Genomic DNA, 14,454 nt, shown 5'->3' on the forward strand with positions numbered 1-14,454 from the left:
AACATATGACTTTTTTATGGTGACGTGCTTCACATATACCCTAAAGACAAGCGATCCCACTGGTTTGGGATCTCCTGCTACGCGGCATGGCTATACAGCATAAAATGATGCCAATACCCGTTTTTTTGCCGTTCAGAGTGGAGGAAATCGCAAAGAAAAGTTTTCACGATCAAGTCGTTTTTTAACATGGTGTTCTATGCTTGAAAGGAGGCGCTCCATACAGAGAGCGTCGCCAACAATGAGGGTGCGCGAATGGCAACGATTGATTCCATGAACAAGGACACCACACGTTTGAGCGATGGACCCGACTGGACATTTGATCTGCTGGATGTCTATCTGGCAGAGATAGACCGCGTGGCGAAACTCTACCAACTGGATACTTACCCGCACCAAATTGAAGTCATCACTTCCGAACAGATGATGGACGCCTACTCCAGCGTCGGGATGCCGATCAACTATCCGCACTGGTCGTTTGGCAAAAAGTTCATTGAGACGGAACGTCTGTATAAGCATGGTCAACAAGGACTGGCTTATGAAATTGTGATCAACTCTAATCCCTGCATTGCCTACCTGATGGAAGAAAACACCATCACCATGCAGGCGCTGGTCATGGCGCACGCCTGTTACGGCCACAACTCCTTTTTTAAAAATAATTATCTCTTCCGGAGCTGGACGGATGCCAGCTCTATCGTCGACTACCTGATTTTCGCCCGAAATTACATTACCCGCTGTGAAGAACGCTACGGAGTGGATGAAGTAGAAAAACTGCTCGACTCCTGCCACGCGCTGATGAATTACGGCGTCGATCGCTATAAGCGCCCGCAGAAAATCTCGTTGCAGGAAGAGAAAGCGCGACAAAAAAGCCGGGAGGAGTATCTACAAAGCCAGGTGAATATGCTGTGGCGCACGCTGCCAAAACGCGAGGAAGAAAAAACTGTCGCCGAAGCACGCCGCTTTCCCGCTGAACCGCAGGAAAACCTGCTCTATTTTATGGAGAAAAACGCCCCGTTGCTCGAGCCGTGGCAGCGCGAAATTCTGCGCATCGTGCGTAAAGTCAGCCAGTATTTTTATCCGCAGAAACAGACGCAGGTCATGAACGAGGGCTGGGCGACCTTCTGGCACTACACCATCCTGAACCATCTGTATGATGAAGGCAAAGTGACGGAACGCTTTATGCTGGAGTTTTTACACAGCCATACCAATGTCGTATTTCAGCCACCCTATAATAGCCCCTGGTATAGCGGAATTAACCCCTATGCGCTCGGCTTTGCCATGTTCCAGGATATCAAACGTATTTGTCAGTCGCCCACGGATGAAGATAAATACTGGTTTCCGGATATTGCCGGTTCCGACTGGCTGGAAACGCTGCACTTCGCCATGCGCGATTTTAAAGATGAAAGCTTTATCAGCCAGTTCCTGTCGCCAAAAGTGATGCGTGATTTCCGTTTCTTCACGGTACTTGATGATGACAGGCATAATTATCTGGAGATCTCCGCCATTCATAACGAAGAAGGTTATCGGGAGATTCGATCAAAACTGTCGTCACAGTATAACCTGAGCAACCTGGAGCCGAATATTCAGGTCTGGAATGTGGATTTACGCGGCGACAGATCGCTGACGTTGCGTTATATCCCGCATAACCGCGCGCCGCTGGATAAAGGCCGCAAAGAGGTGCTGAAACATGTGCATCGGTTATGGGGCTTTGATGTGATGCTGGAGCAACAAAATGAGGATGGCAGCGTAGAACTGCTGGAGCGTTGTCCGCCGCGCATGAACACGCTGTAATCGAGATGCTGCCCGGTAGTGTTTGCGTCTACCGGGCATCGCGGGATTATCGTCCCTGAATCGCTAAATCACCGGGCAGATTTTTCTGCATCCGATGCCAAATCTCGCCGCTGTCATGCCCATAACGCCGCACCGTTTCATACACCTGGTCGTGCGCGCCCTGTTCGCATAACGACGATAATTTATGATAGAAACCCAGTGCCAGACTGCGCGCTTCCGGATTGGCGAAATAGTGGCGACCAATGCGGGTGTATAACCCTTTCATGCCGTTCAGGATCAAGCCGTAAATAGGATTGCCGGAGGCAAATGCCAGACCACGAAAGATGTTATAGTCCAGATCGGCGAATGCATCGGCATGGTCGGCCACTTCGTGGGCAGTGGCCAGCACTTCCTGCGCCTTATCCGGGTGTTGACGCAACGCGGTACGAATAAAGATAGTAGAAATATTGGTACGCACCGACAACAAATTGTCAATCAGTTGCGGAACGCTTTCATGATCAAGGCGGGCCAGCGTTTCAAGGATATTCAGCCCTGACGTTTCCCAAAAATTATTAACCTTTGTCGGTTTGCCATGCTGAATGGTCAGCCAGCCATCTCGCGCTAGCCGCTGTAACACCTCGCGTAATGTCGTGCGCGTCACGCCGATCAGTTCGGAGAGTTCTCGTTCTGCCGGTAAGATCGTGCCAGGAGGAAAGCGGTTATTCCAGATACTTTCAATAATATACTCTTCCGCGAAACCCGCCGGGCTCTGCGCCTTAATGACCATAGTGAGATTTCCATTACACAGCAAAACATAGTTGGACTCATCATACCAGACGGGCGTAACACCTGATAGCGGACGCAATGAAGAAAAAGGGGATCAAGGCACCATTTCTGATATCGCCTGCCAATATCGTTAAGGACTTGCTTGCATTCGTCGCGCTCGCTACTCTCTGTGTTTAAACATAAAAACGCTATTTCATTTTTCTAGGTAAGGAAAAATTTCATGGAGATCTCATGGGGTCGCGCCATGTGGCGCAACTTTTTAGGCCAGTCGCCCGACTGGTACAAACTGGCACTACTTGTCTTTTTAATTGTTAACCCATTCATTTTCTTAGCTAATCCCTTTATTGCCGGTTGGCTGCTGGTGGCAGAGTTTATCTTCACTCTGGCGATGGCGTTAAAGTGTTACCCCCTGCTGCCCGGCGGGTTACTGGCCATTGAAGCCGTTATCATCGGCATGACCAGCGCCGCCCATGTACGTGAAGAGGTTGCCGCCAACCTGGAAGTCTTGCTGCTGCTGATGTTTATGGTGGCAGGCATCTACTTTATGAAGCAGTTATTGCTGTTTATTTTTACCCGTCTGTTACTCAGTATCCGCTCGAAGATGGTTCTGTCGCTGGCCTTTTGCGTCGCCGCTGCATTCTTGTCGGCTTTCCTTGACGCGCTTACCGTCGTTGCGGTGGTGATCAGCGTCGCCGTCGGTTTTTACGGGATTTACCATCGTGTGGCCTCATCGCGCGGCGAAGAGAACGATATGCTGGACGACAGCCATATCGATCCGCATTACAAAACGGTGCTGGAGCAATTCCGCGGATTCTTGCGTAGTCTGATGATGCATGCAGGCGTGGGGACGGCGCTGGGCGGCGTCATGACCATGGTCGGGGAGCCGCAAAACCTGATCATCGCTAAAGCGGCTGGCTGGCATTTCGGCGACTTCTTTTTACGGATGTCGCCTGTCACCGTCCCGGTACTGGTATGTGGACTGTTAACCTGTATGCTGGTCGAGAAAATGCGCTGGTTTGGCTATGGCGAAACGTTGCCCGAAAAAGTCCGCGACGTCTTGCAGCAATTCGACGATCAAAGCCGTAAGAAGCGCACCCGCCAGGATAAAATTAAACTAATAGTCCAGGCGATTATTGGCGTCTGGCTGGTTACCGCCCTCGCCCTCCATCTCGCGGAGGTGGGACTGATTGGTCTGTCGGTCATTATTCTGACCACCGCGTTAACGGGTGTCACCGATGAACACGCCATCGGCAAAGCGTTTACCGAGTCGCTGCCGTTTACTGCGCTGTTAACCGTTTTCTTCTCTATTGTGGCGGTTATTATCGATCAACATCTTTTCGCGCCGATTATTCAGTTCGTCTTGCAAGCCTCTGAACACGCGCAGCTAACGCTGTTCTATCTCTTTAACGGCCTGTTGTCCTCCATCTCAGATAACGTCTTTGTCGGCACCATTTATATCAACGAAGCGAAGGCGGCAATGGAAAACGGCGCTATCAGCTTAAAACAGTTTGAGCTTTTAGCCGTGGCCATCAATACCGGTACTAACCTGCCATCGGTAGCGACGCCAAATGGTCAGGCGGCATTCTTATTCCTGCTGACCTCCGCGCTGGCGCCGTTAATCCGTCTCTCCTATGGCCGTATGGTCTGGATGGCGTTACCGTACACTATCGTACTGACCCTGATAGGGCTACTGTGCGTCGAATTCACTCTTGCGCCGGCCACCGAATGGATGACTCAGGCAGGATGGTTAGCAACGCTTTCGTAACGTTTGGCCGGGCAATACACCGCCCGGCTCCGATTTTTGCCTGATAATTATCCAATTACACATTATTTCATTTCCCGCTAGTGGCGCACGAATTGAATTGGTTTACACTGCGGTCTCTACGCATGTTGCAGGGAAATTATTATGTTGCGATTTTTAAACCAGTGCTCACGGGGTCGGGGCGCATGGTTACTGATGGCGTTTACCGCCCTGGCGCTGGAAATGGTGGCGCTGTGGTTCCAGCACGTCATGTTACTTAAACCTTGCGTGCTATGTATTTACGAACGTTGCGCCCTGTTTGGCGTGATGGGCGCGGGTCTGGTCGGCGCAATAGCGCCGAAAACGCCGCTGCGATACGTGGCAATGGTTATCTGGATTTACAGCGCCTGGCGGGGTCTACAACTGGCGTATGAACATACGATGATTCAGTTGCATCCCTCGCCGTTCATGACCTGTGACTTTATGGCGCGCTTTCCAGACTGGTTACCGTTGGGTAAATGGCTGCCGCAGGTGTTTGTGGCATCCGGTGATTGCGCCGAGCGCCAGTGGTCGTTTTTAACGCTGGAGATGCCGCAATGGCTGTTGGGGATCTTTGCCGCTTACCTTGTGGTGGCGATAGCCGTCGTCATAGCCCAGGCATTTAAGCCTAAAAAACGCGACCTGTTCGGTCGTTGATACACACGCTCCTTCGGGAGCGTTTTTTTTGCCCGAAGCGTTGTTTGTCAGTGATTAAAAGGTGTATATTAAATACATCTTTTAATCACCACATCAGGGAGATGTCTTATGTCCCACTTACGCATCCCGGCAAACTGGAAAGTTAAACGCTCTACCCCCTTTTTCACCAAAGAGAATGTTCCGGCGGCACTGCTCTCTCATCACAACACAGCGGCAGGCGTTTTCGGACAACTCTGCGTGATGGAAGGCACCGTGACCTACTATGGCTTTGCGAATGAAACCGCGACAGAACCAGAAGTGAAAGTGGTGATTAATGCCGGGCAATTCGCCACCAGTCCGCCGCAATACTGGCATCGGGTAGAGCTGAGCGATGATGCGCGGTTCAACATTCATTTTTGGGTAGAGGAAGACCATCAGGGCGAGGAAATGTATCAACAGAAAAAAGCCTGACATCGGTAAACCAGTCACCACTGGGCGGCGTCCCGCCCAGTAGCCAGGTGATTAATGGCGCTAATTAAACGCTAGAGTAGTTTAATTTTAACGTGGTATCCCTCAAGCCCTTTCATCGTTTCTCGCGGCGCGAACTCTATTTCGGAAACCTCTTGCCCGGTTTTCTTCCGTAGTTCGGCGACCTTTTTGCTAATGAGTGCCGCGATTTCCTCTTCTGCTTTATGTGTCAACTCTTCGCTGTTCATTGATTTCCTCCTTTGAACTCGCAAACGGCTAAGCGCAATAAGACAGTGTCGTCATGGACGCGCTACTATTTTAACGTACAAAAAATTATAGGCTATCTTTCTGAGGATTATCAGGATGTTTCGCTTTAGAAGATGTAAAAAACCGCCTGGCACAAACAGTGCATCAGGCGGTTGGTTAATAGCACAAGACGCTATCTACGAGGATCTTCAACCTCATTCTGGGTATCCGGGTCGAGAGGATCGTCTCCCTCTGGTGTATCCGGAATATTTTCACCAGGAAGCGGCTCATCCTCTGGTAATGGATCGACTAAATCAGGACGTTCAGACATAAAGCCTCCAACGAACCATAGTTATTAAAGATACCCTACAGCACTACTTTTGGTTTTTCTTTGGATTTTTTCCTTCGTCTTCGGGTGTCTTATCAGGCTTCCTGGGCTGATCCTTTGAAACGCGCAACGGTTGGTTATTCATGGGGTAACTCCTCAGGATAGGCAGCGATATACTGCTTTGAAAGTATAGAGTCGCCACCATACGTGCGCGAGCGCAGCGACAAGGCGCGTCAGGGAAGAATAGAAGGCAGTGATAACGCCAGGTGACGGAATTTGCACGCAATTTCTGGTTGCAGGGGTCGCCCGGCGTAAATTAAAGAATTGTAAACAATCAGCCGTTTTGCCGAAGACTTATTCTGCCCACGACGGTTTATTTAAAATATGATCCTGCCAGTCCCGTACTTCAGATTCTTTAACCGCGATATGACGGACAGAAATTCGCTCGCCATGCATAGCGGCTTTCGATCCAGTCAGCAGCGGATGCCACGTCGGCAAGGGCTTACCTTCCGCTAACAAACGGTAGGCGCAGGTCATCGGCAACCATTCAAAGCCTGGCAAATTTTCGCGAGTGAGTTTGATACAGTCGGGTTCAAATTCAAAACGGCGCTCATAATGGCGGCACTGGCACGTTTTGATATTTAATTGCCTGCACGCCACGTTGGTGAAGTAGATTTCATCTGTATCTTCATCCATCAGCTTATGCAGGCAGCATTGACCGCAGCCATCGCACAACGACTCCCACTCGGCATCGGTCATTTCATCCAGGGTTTTACGTTGCCAGAAAGGTGTATCGCTCATTAAAGTATCCGCCATTGCACTAAAGCTGCACCTTATAACCAGTCTGGCCTGCAGATGCAAGTTTTACCGCCGCTGAAGGCGGCAAGCAGATTTTACAGAACGCGGGTAGACAACGTTTCGCCATTAAAACGAATGTCCAGCTCATCGCCGCTTAATAATGGCCCCACGCCTGCCGGCGTGCCGGTTAGCACCACGTCCCCGGCTTTGAGCGTAAAATAGCGGCTCATATAGGCGATAAGGGGCACAATAGGATGAATCATATCCGCGGTCGACCCTTGCTGGCGAACCTCGCCATTAACGTTAAGTCCGATAACCGTATTTTGCGGATCGCCGCAGAAGGCCGCGACAGGAATAAAGCCTGAAATCGGACATGCGTTATCAAAACCTTTGGCTTTTTCCCAGGGCTGTCCGGCCTTTTTCATTTTCCCTTGAATATCGCGCAGGGTTAAATCAAGCGCCACGCCATAACCGGCTATCGCTTTACGTACATGATCTTCGGTCGCCTGGCGGAGCGTTGCGCCAATCAGCACAGCAAGCTCAACTTCATGATGAACAGCCCCCATATCCGCCGGAATCGCCAGCGGCTGGCGAATATCACACAATGCGGTTTCCGGCTTGATAAAAAGCACGGGTTCTTCCGGCGTCGCGCTGCCCATCTCCTTGATGTGATTTGCGTAATTACTGCCCACGCAGACCACTTTACTTACCGGGTAATCAAGCAAGGCACCTTGCCAGTTACGATGTTGATACATATTTTCCCCTAAGATCATGATGGAATTCAGGCGCGGCGCCGAATACCGTTTAACGGTCAGCGGGCGACGTATTTTGTCCCACCGAAGAAAGATGTTGTTTCAGCAAATCTTCCGGCGGCGGCGGCAATTGTAAATAATAGCCCTGCTCGCTTAACGCCTGTTTTACTTTTTCGAGCTCGGCATTGACTAATTTTTTACGTCCATCAAGCGGCAGCATCATCGCTAACTGCGGCTGACCGAATCCTTTCATCAACGCTTCAGGCACTCGCGAAAAATCGTCTTTTTTTTCGACATACAAATAGGTTTGATCGCGCTTGCTACTTCGATAGATCACACAAAACATACTTTTACTCTGAATTAACGGGATGGTGACTTGCCTCAATATAATACTGACTATAACATGCCTTCTGGACTTCGGAATATCACTCCGTATCGGAGATGATAAATAGCAAATTGAGTAAGGCCAGGATGTCAAACACGCCAATCGAGCTTAAAGGCAGTAGTTTCACCTTATCAGTGGTTCATTTGCATGAAGCGGAACCAGAGGTTATTCGTCAGGCGTTAGAAGACAAAATAGCGCAGGCTCCTGCGTTTTTAAAACACGCCCCTGTCGTTATTAACGTTAGCGGTCTTGAAAGCCCGGTAAACTGGCCGGAACTGCATAAGATCGTGACCTCAACCGGCTTACGCATTATCGGCGTGAGCGGCTGTAAAGACGCCAGCCTGAAAGTAGAAATCGATCGGATGGGTCTTCCTTTACTGACTGAAGGTAAAGAGAAAGCGGTTCGGCCTGCGCCCGTTGAGCCGGCAACGCCCAGCGAGCCGCCGCAAAACGCTAATCCCATCACAAAAACGCGATTAATTGATGTTCCGGTTCGTTCCGGTCAGCGCATTTATGCTCCACAATGTGATCTGATTGTTACAAGTCACGTCAGCGCTGGCGCAGAGCTTATCGCTGACGGCAATATCCATGTCTATGGCATGATGAGAGGTCGCGCGCTGGCAGGGGCGAGCGGCGATCGGGAAGCGCAAATTTTTTGTACCCATCTGACGGCAGAACTGGTCTCTATCGCAGGTGTTTACTGGCTGAGTGATAAAATCCCGGCAGAATTTTATGGCAAAGCGGCGCGCCTGCGTTTAGCAGACAACGCTTTGACAGTTCAACCGTTGAATTGATCCCTTTTTAACAAGGAATTTTTATGGCACGCATTATTGTTGTTACTTCGGGTAAAGGGGGCGTTGGCAAGACCACCTCCAGCGCGGCCATCGCTACAGGTTTGGCCCAGAAGGGAAAGAAAACTGTCGTCATTGATTTTGATATCGGACTGCGTAACCTCGATCTGATTATGGGGTGCGAACGTCGTGTCGTTTACGATTTTGTAAACGTCATTCAGGGCGATGCGACACTGAATCAGGCGCTGATCAAAGATAAGCGTACTGAAAATCTCTTCATTCTTCCGGCGTCGCAGACCCGGGATAAAGACGCGCTAACGCGCGAAGGCGTCGCTAAGGTACTCGACTCACTGAAAGCGATGGACTTTGAGTTCATCGTTTGCGACTCGCCGGCGGGTATCGAAACCGGGGCGCTGATGGCGCTCTATTTTGCCGATGAAGCGATCATTACGACCAACCCGGAAGTCTCTTCTGTCCGTGACTCGGACCGTATTCTGGGTATTCTGGCATCGAAATCTCGTCGCGCAGAAAATGGCGAAGAACCGATTAAAGAACATCTCCTGTTGACGCGCTACAATCCAGGCCGCGTCAATAAAGGCGACATGCTCAGCATGGAAGATGTACTGGAGATTCTGCGTATTAAACTCGTCGGGGTGATCCCGGAAGATCAATCCGTACTGCGCGCATCGAACCAGGGCGAACCGGTGATTCTTGACGCCACTGCGGATGCGGGTAAAGCCTATGCAGATACCGTAGATCGTCTGTTGGGAGAAGAACGTCCTTTCCGCTTCATTGAAGAAGAGAAGAAAGGTTTCCTCAAACGCCTGTTCGGAGGATAAATTATGGCATTACTGGATTTTTTTCTCTCGCGGAAAAAGAGTACCGCTAATATTGCAAAAGAGCGGTTGCAAATCATCGTCGCGGAACGTCGCCGTAGCGATGCCGAACCGCATTATTTACCGCAGTTACGTAAAGATATTCTTGAGGTCATTTGTAAATACGTACAAATCGATCCGGAAATGGTTACCGTCCAGCTTGAGCAAAAAGATGGTGATATCTCCATCCTTGAACTTAACGTAACGCTGCCGGAAGCCGAAGAGTCAAAATAAGCTCTTTTATGGGAAAATTCCTGGATTAAAAAAGGCAGAAGAATCTGCCTTTTTTATTTTTTTACATTATTCCGAATACGGACATTTATTTCACTGGCCGTTTTCCCGGCAATTACCGCCGTTAACGCGGATACTCCTGCAACAGAAGAGTTAACTTCTCCGCCATCAGTTCGGCGCGCCAGCCGGAAATCAATTCCGGTTGCCCATTTTGCGGTTTTAATTTCCAGTGCCAGTTAAGCAACTGATTAATCTGCCGACGCGATGCCAGTAGCTCGCCGCTGACGTGATGCGACGCGCTCACCTCCGCCACCAGAGCTTTGATGGCCTTAAACGCTTTGCGATAGCCCGGCATGTCCATCAGATTCAACAGGGGTTCCGGCAATGCCTCTTCCGGTAACGCCTGTGCTTTCGCCACCAGCGATATCAACGTCTTGCCGTGAAAACGAATCTCGCTGCCGGAAAGCCCCAGGCTATCCAGCTCACCGAGACTGCCCGGCATATAACGCGCGACCGCCCACAGGTTTTCTTCACGCACAACAAAGTTCACCGCCATATCGCGCTCACGCGCCTTACGTATCCGCCAGTCAGCTAAAAGTTGCAGACAGGCTAACTGGCGAGTACGCAGTTGCCAGGCATTGGTGATATCCCGCCATGCTTCTTCCGGCGCCTGAATCTCCTGACGACGCTGCTGCATCAATCGGCATTCATCAAGCGCGGCAGGCAGCCATCCTGCGGCTTCAGTTTCAATCATCAGCTTTTTGGCGATCGGTAACAGATACCAGACATCCGCCGCCGCGTATTCACACTGACGTTCGCTTAAAGGCCGGGCTAACCAGTCGGTACGAGACTCGCTTTTATCCAGCGCCACGCCCGTATACTCTTCTACCATCGCCGCAAACCCCCACGACAGCGGACGCCCGCAAAACGCCGCCAGAATTTGCGTATCAATCAGGGGCTCCGGCAGTTCGCCAAACGCATTCAGAAATACTTCCAGATCTTCGCTACCCGCGTGCAGAAATTTGGTGATTCCCGTATCGCGCAACACCGCTTTTAACGGCGACCAGTCGCTGATGCCGAGCGGATCGATCAGGGCGACATTTGCCCCGTCAAATAACTGTATCAATCCTAACTGCGGGTAATAGGTGCGGGTACGGACAAATTCCGTATCTAAAGCAATAGCCGGACATGCGCGGACAGCCTCACACAGGCTCGCCAGCGCATCGTCCGTTTCAATCATTTGGTAATTCAAATCGTGTTCTCTTTGGTTCGCGCCAAAAAAAACGCCGGCTTAACCGGCGTCTCTCGTTAGCTGACTTAACGCTCAGGCTTTATTGTCTACTTTGCCACGGGCTTCGTCACGCAGTTCTCGTCGTAAAATTTTCCCAACGTTAGATTTTGGTAATTCCTCGCGAAACTCGACCTGTTTGGGCACCTTATATCCGGTCAGATGGCGACGGCAGAAGGTGATCAACGCATCGTCAGTCAATGCCGGATCTTTCTTAACCACAAAAAGCTTCACCGCTTCGCCGCTACTACCGGAAGGCACGCCAACCGCCGCGACTTCCTGCACGCCAGAATGCTGCATCACCACATCTTCAATTTCGTTTGGATAAACGTTGAAACCAGAAACCAGAATCATATCTTTCTTACGATCGACAATCCGCAGAAAGCCGTCTTCATCCATAACCGCAATATCGCCCGTATGCAGCCAGCCATCTTTAATGATTTCATCCGTCGCGTCAGGACGCTGCCAGTATCCCAGCATAACCTGCGGACCTTTCACGCAAAGCTCTCCGGCCTCACCCGGCGCGACTTCGTTGTCATCGTCATCCACCAGTTTGGCTTCTGTTGACGGTACTGGCAGGCCGATACTGCCGCTGTGATAATCAATATCATGCGGGTTGACGCTCACCAGCGGGGCGCACTCGGTCAGCCCGTAGCCTTCCAGCAGGTATTGCCCGGTCAGCTTTACCCAACGTTCCGCAACGACATTTTGTACCGGCATCCCGCCGCCGGCTGACAGATGCAGCGAAGAAAAATCCAGCTGTTGAAACTCTTTATTATTGAGCAGAGCGTTGAATAGCGTATTAACGCCAGTCATCGCCGTAAATGGATATTTCGCCAGCTCCTTGACCAGGCCGGGGATATCACGCGGATTGGTAATCAGCAGGTTTTGCCCACCCAGCTCGATAAAAAGCAGACAGTTCATGGTTAAGGCAAAAATGTGATACAGCGGCAGCGCGGTCACTACCAGCTCTTTCCCCGGGTGCAGCAGCGGCCCATAGGTCGCTTTCACCTGCTCCAGATTCGCCAGCATATTGCGGTGGGTCAACATCGCGCCTTTCGCCACGCCCGTCGTACCGCCGGTATATTGCAGGAAAGCCAGATCTTCAGCGACAACCTCGGGTTTGACATACTGCATACGGTAGCCGTGCTGTAGCGCGCTGCGAAACGAGATCGCATCTGGCAAGTGGTATTTTGGCACCAGACGCTTGATGTATTTCACGACAAAGTTAACAACCGTACCTTTGGCGGTAGAAAGCTGGTCGCCCATCCGCGTCAGAATAACGTGCTGTACCGACGTTTTCTCGACCACTTTTTCCAGCGTATGGGCAAAGTTAGAAACAATAATGATTGCCGCCGCGCCGCTATCGTTAAGCTGATGCTCAAGTTCGCGCGGCGTGTACAGCGGGTTAACGTTCACCACAATCATGCCGGCGCGTAAAATACCAAATAGCGCGACGGGATACTGCAACAGGTTTGGCATCATCAGCGCCACACGGTCGCCTTTTTTGAGTCCCAGCCCTTGTTGTAAATAAGCCGCAAATGCCCGACTACGTTCTTCTAATTTACGGAAGGTCATTACCTCCCCCATATTGACGAACGCAGGCTGATCGGCATAGCGCGTCGCCGCATGTTCAAACAGTTCAACCAGGGATTGATAACGGTCAGGGTTGATCTCCGCCGGAACATCAGCAGGATAACGGTTAAGCCAAACCTTCTTCAATGCATCACCTCTAAAATGAGTGTTCGTCGTCATCACAACCCCAGTTAATAAACAAGTCGTTAACATTATATTAACTCAGCGTACCAGTTTATTAATTACGCAACTGAAAGGTTGCGAAGCGCGTCACTATTTATTTTTATTATGTCTCTATGAATGCAGAAACAGCGGACCAGCCGCTGTTTCTTTTATTGATAAAACAAAGGGTTACTCTGTTACTATCGTCTGAACCTCTGCGGGTCCAGGGTTATACCATCCCCAACCGCCATAGCCATAAGGCCAGGCGCGTCCGCCGTAAAACCACGGATCGATCGGCTGTGGAGGCATGACGACCTGCTGAACAAGATGCCAGCGTTTATAGCCGGTAGCCTGCATCAGCATAAATTTATACGGCGTATTGCCGATTTTACCGTCAACCGTGCCGGTTATCGGGCCGACAACGGTAACTAACTGGCCACGGAAGTCCACCGGGTCCAGAAAACCGTTCACATCGGCAAAAATTCTGCCGCGCGAGGCTTCGCCCAGAACAGGACGCGCGCCGCTGTCGAGCGGTACGGTCGCGATTTCAAGCCGGGTTTTTCCCTGCTGATTTTGTACCGCCACAACTTTACCGCCGAAACGCGCCTCTTGCCCGATATAGAGTTGTGGCGCATTCATCACCCGCACCAAATCCTGCTGCGGCGTCGGACTCGAACCTTTAATGGCATCCGGGATAGTCACGCAACCGCTCAGCATAAGCGCAAAAGCGCACGCCAGCGCCCCTTTTATTAACCTTTTTTGAACCGCCATGATGCGACTCCTTTTTCTCGACCTCTATTCCACCCCACAGCATAAAGTATGGGGGGTAATAGTAGTGAGAGTCATTCTTTGCCGGGAAGTTTCTTCCACGCCACTTCGTTACGCAAATAAACCGGCTCGGCATGTTCCACGGCAACGGTCTCTCCTGCCGCCAGCTTTTGACTGGCGATGGGCAACATATCTTCCGCTGCCGGGAGCGACACCTCCCCATCATGAAGCGTCAGGCCGCACTCCTTCGCCAGATCGGGCCACGCGGACCAACCCGTTCCTACGGTCGCCCACTCGCCGGAAAGCTGTTTCAACCGCTCGCCGACCCGTTCCGGTTTCAGCACCGCTTCCGTCTCTTCGCCCTGCCAGACGCCCTGCGCATCACGCTGGTATTCCGCCCAGTACACTTCGCCCATCCGCGCGTCAATCGCGGCGAGTACGCGGGTCGCGCCAGTTTTACGCCATGCGCCCTGCGCCATCGTGGCAAGCGTCGAAACACCGATCATCGGCAGATTTGCCCCTAACGCCAGCCCTTGCGCAATGCCAATGCCGATACGCACGCCGGTAAAGCTGCCCGGACCGCGCCCAAACGCCAGCGCATCTATCTCATTGAGCGAGGCGCCGCTGGCGGCCAGAATCTCCTGCACCATGGGCAGGATACGTTGAGTGTGTTCTCGTGGACAAAGCTCAAAGTGAGCATTGATAGTACCGTTGTTCCACAGGGCGACAGAACAGGCCTCTGTGGCGGTATCGATAGCCAGAATTCGCATGAGGTTTCGTGCTTAGATCAATAAAATAGCGCGCATCTTACCATACTCCGT

Annotated in this window: 17 protein-coding genes; 7 read left to right on the forward strand and 10 right to left on the reverse strand. The window is 51.3% G+C overall.

Translation table 11 applies throughout. The annotated features are described in order from the left end of the window. Window positions 1-252: 252 nt before the first annotated feature. Entirely contained in the window at window positions 253-1,785 is a 1,533-nt protein-coding gene (locus ACLJR2_RS08435) for a SpoVR family protein (protein WP_000190832.1), read from the forward strand. Between the two features lie 46 nt (window positions 1,786-1,831). Here the strand turns inward: ACLJR2_RS08435 and fadR are convergent, their stop codons facing one another. Then, entirely contained in the window at window positions 1,832-2,551 is a 720-nt protein-coding gene (gene fadR / locus ACLJR2_RS08440; protein ID WP_000234826.1) for a fatty acid metabolism transcriptional regulator FadR, read from the reverse strand. A 219-nt stretch (window positions 2,552-2,770) separates the two neighbouring features. On the opposite strand from fadR, the gene nhaB reads away from it, so the two are divergent. The 3 genes from nhaB (at window position 2,771) to ACLJR2_RS08455 (ending at window position 5,437) form a co-directional block, all read left to right on the forward strand. After that, entirely contained in the window at window positions 2,771-4,315 is a 1,545-nt protein-coding gene (gene nhaB, locus ACLJR2_RS08445; protein ID WP_000406436.1) for a Na(+)/H(+) antiporter NhaB, read from the forward strand. A 141-nt stretch (window positions 4,316-4,456) separates the two neighbouring features. Continuing rightward, window positions 4,457-4,987, forward strand: coding sequence for a disulfide bond formation protein DsbB (gene dsbB, locus ACLJR2_RS08450; protein ID WP_000943475.1), 531 nt, complete (start codon window positions 4,457-4,459; stop codon window positions 4,985-4,987). 108 nt (window positions 4,988-5,095) lie between these two features. Continuing rightward, complete coding sequence (locus tag ACLJR2_RS08455) at window positions 5,096-5,437, forward strand: DUF1971 domain-containing protein (protein WP_000018967.1); 342 nt, start codon at window positions 5,096-5,098, stop codon at window positions 5,435-5,437. A 71-nt stretch (window positions 5,438-5,508) separates the two neighbouring features. Here ACLJR2_RS08455 and ACLJR2_RS08460 read toward each other — a convergent pair whose 3' ends face one another. The 5 genes from ACLJR2_RS08460 to ACLJR2_RS08480 form a co-directional block, all read right to left on the reverse strand. After that, a complete protein-coding gene (locus ACLJR2_RS08460; RefSeq protein WP_001083582.1) occupies window positions 5,509-5,682 on the reverse strand; it encodes a GnsA/GnsB family addiction module toxin in 174 nt (57 codons plus the stop codon). A gap of 191 nt (window positions 5,683-5,873) precedes the next feature. Continuing rightward, window positions 5,874-6,011: a hypothetical protein gene (locus ACLJR2_RS08465; protein WP_001519337.1), complete on the reverse strand. Its 138-nt coding sequence runs from the start codon at window positions 6,009-6,011 to the stop codon at window positions 5,874-5,876. Between the two features lie 351 nt (window positions 6,012-6,362). After that, a complete protein-coding gene (locus tag ACLJR2_RS08470) occupies window positions 6,363-6,809 on the reverse strand; it encodes a YcgN family cysteine cluster protein (protein ID WP_043991145.1) in 447 nt (148 codons plus the stop codon). 92 nt (window positions 6,810-6,901) lie between these two features. After that, window positions 6,902-7,561, reverse strand: a complete 660-nt coding sequence (locus ACLJR2_RS08475; RefSeq protein ID WP_001519895.1) for a fumarylacetoacetate hydrolase family protein — start codon at window positions 7,559-7,561, stop codon at window positions 6,902-6,904. Between the two features lie 49 nt (window positions 7,562-7,610). After that, a complete protein-coding gene (locus tag ACLJR2_RS08480) occupies window positions 7,611-7,904 on the reverse strand; it encodes a YcgL domain-containing protein (protein ID WP_001525604.1) in 294 nt (97 codons plus the stop codon). 125 nt (window positions 7,905-8,029) lie between these two features. Here ACLJR2_RS08480 and minC point away from each other — a divergent pair, with 125 nt between their 5' ends. Genes minC through minE form a run of 3 tightly spaced genes read left to right on the forward strand, consistent with a single transcriptional unit; the run spans window position 8,030 to window position 9,843 of the window. Then, entirely contained in the window at window positions 8,030-8,737 is a 708-nt protein-coding gene (minC, locus tag ACLJR2_RS08485) for a septum site-determining protein MinC (RefSeq protein ID WP_000072527.1), read from the forward strand. Window positions 8,738-8,760: 23 nt separating this feature from the next. Beyond that, window positions 8,761-9,573 carry a septum site-determining protein MinD gene (gene minD / locus ACLJR2_RS08490; RefSeq protein ID WP_000101047.1) on the forward strand — a complete coding sequence of 271 codons (813 nt, stop codon included), beginning with the start codon at window positions 8,761-8,763 and terminating at the stop codon, window positions 9,571-9,573. A gap of 3 nt (window positions 9,574-9,576) precedes the next feature. Then, window positions 9,577-9,843 (forward strand): cell division topological specificity factor MinE, encoded by a 267-nt coding sequence (gene minE / locus ACLJR2_RS08495; protein ID WP_001185666.1) that lies wholly within the window; start codon window positions 9,577-9,579, stop codon window positions 9,841-9,843. Window positions 9,844-9,964: 121 nt separating this feature from the next. Here minE and rnd read toward each other — a convergent pair whose 3' ends face one another. The 4 genes from rnd to tsaB form a co-directional block, all read right to left on the reverse strand. Further along, window positions 9,965-11,092 (reverse strand): ribonuclease D, encoded by a 1,128-nt coding sequence (rnd, locus tag ACLJR2_RS08500; RefSeq protein ID WP_001109121.1) that lies wholly within the window; start codon window positions 11,090-11,092, stop codon window positions 9,965-9,967. 72 nt (window positions 11,093-11,164) lie between these two features. Continuing rightward, window positions 11,165-12,850: a long-chain-fatty-acid--CoA ligase FadD gene (gene fadD / locus ACLJR2_RS08505; RefSeq protein WP_000758418.1), complete on the reverse strand. Its 1,686-nt coding sequence runs from the start codon at window positions 12,848-12,850 to the stop codon at window positions 11,165-11,167. Between the two features lie 204 nt (window positions 12,851-13,054). Continuing rightward, entirely contained in the window at window positions 13,055-13,636 is a 582-nt protein-coding gene (locus ACLJR2_RS08510; RefSeq protein WP_000290594.1) for a Slp family lipoprotein, read from the reverse strand. A gap of 71 nt (window positions 13,637-13,707) precedes the next feature. Continuing rightward, complete coding sequence (gene tsaB / locus ACLJR2_RS08515; RefSeq protein WP_001221014.1) at window positions 13,708-14,403, reverse strand: tRNA (adenosine(37)-N6)-threonylcarbamoyltransferase complex dimerization subunit type 1 TsaB; 696 nt, start codon at window positions 14,401-14,403, stop codon at window positions 13,708-13,710. Between the last annotated feature and the right edge of the window lie 51 nt (window positions 14,404-14,454).

Source organism: Salmonella sp. SAL03688, assembly GCF_046551895.1.
GTDB classification, from domain to species: Bacteria; Pseudomonadota; Gammaproteobacteria; order Enterobacterales; family Enterobacteriaceae; genus Salmonella; species Salmonella enterica.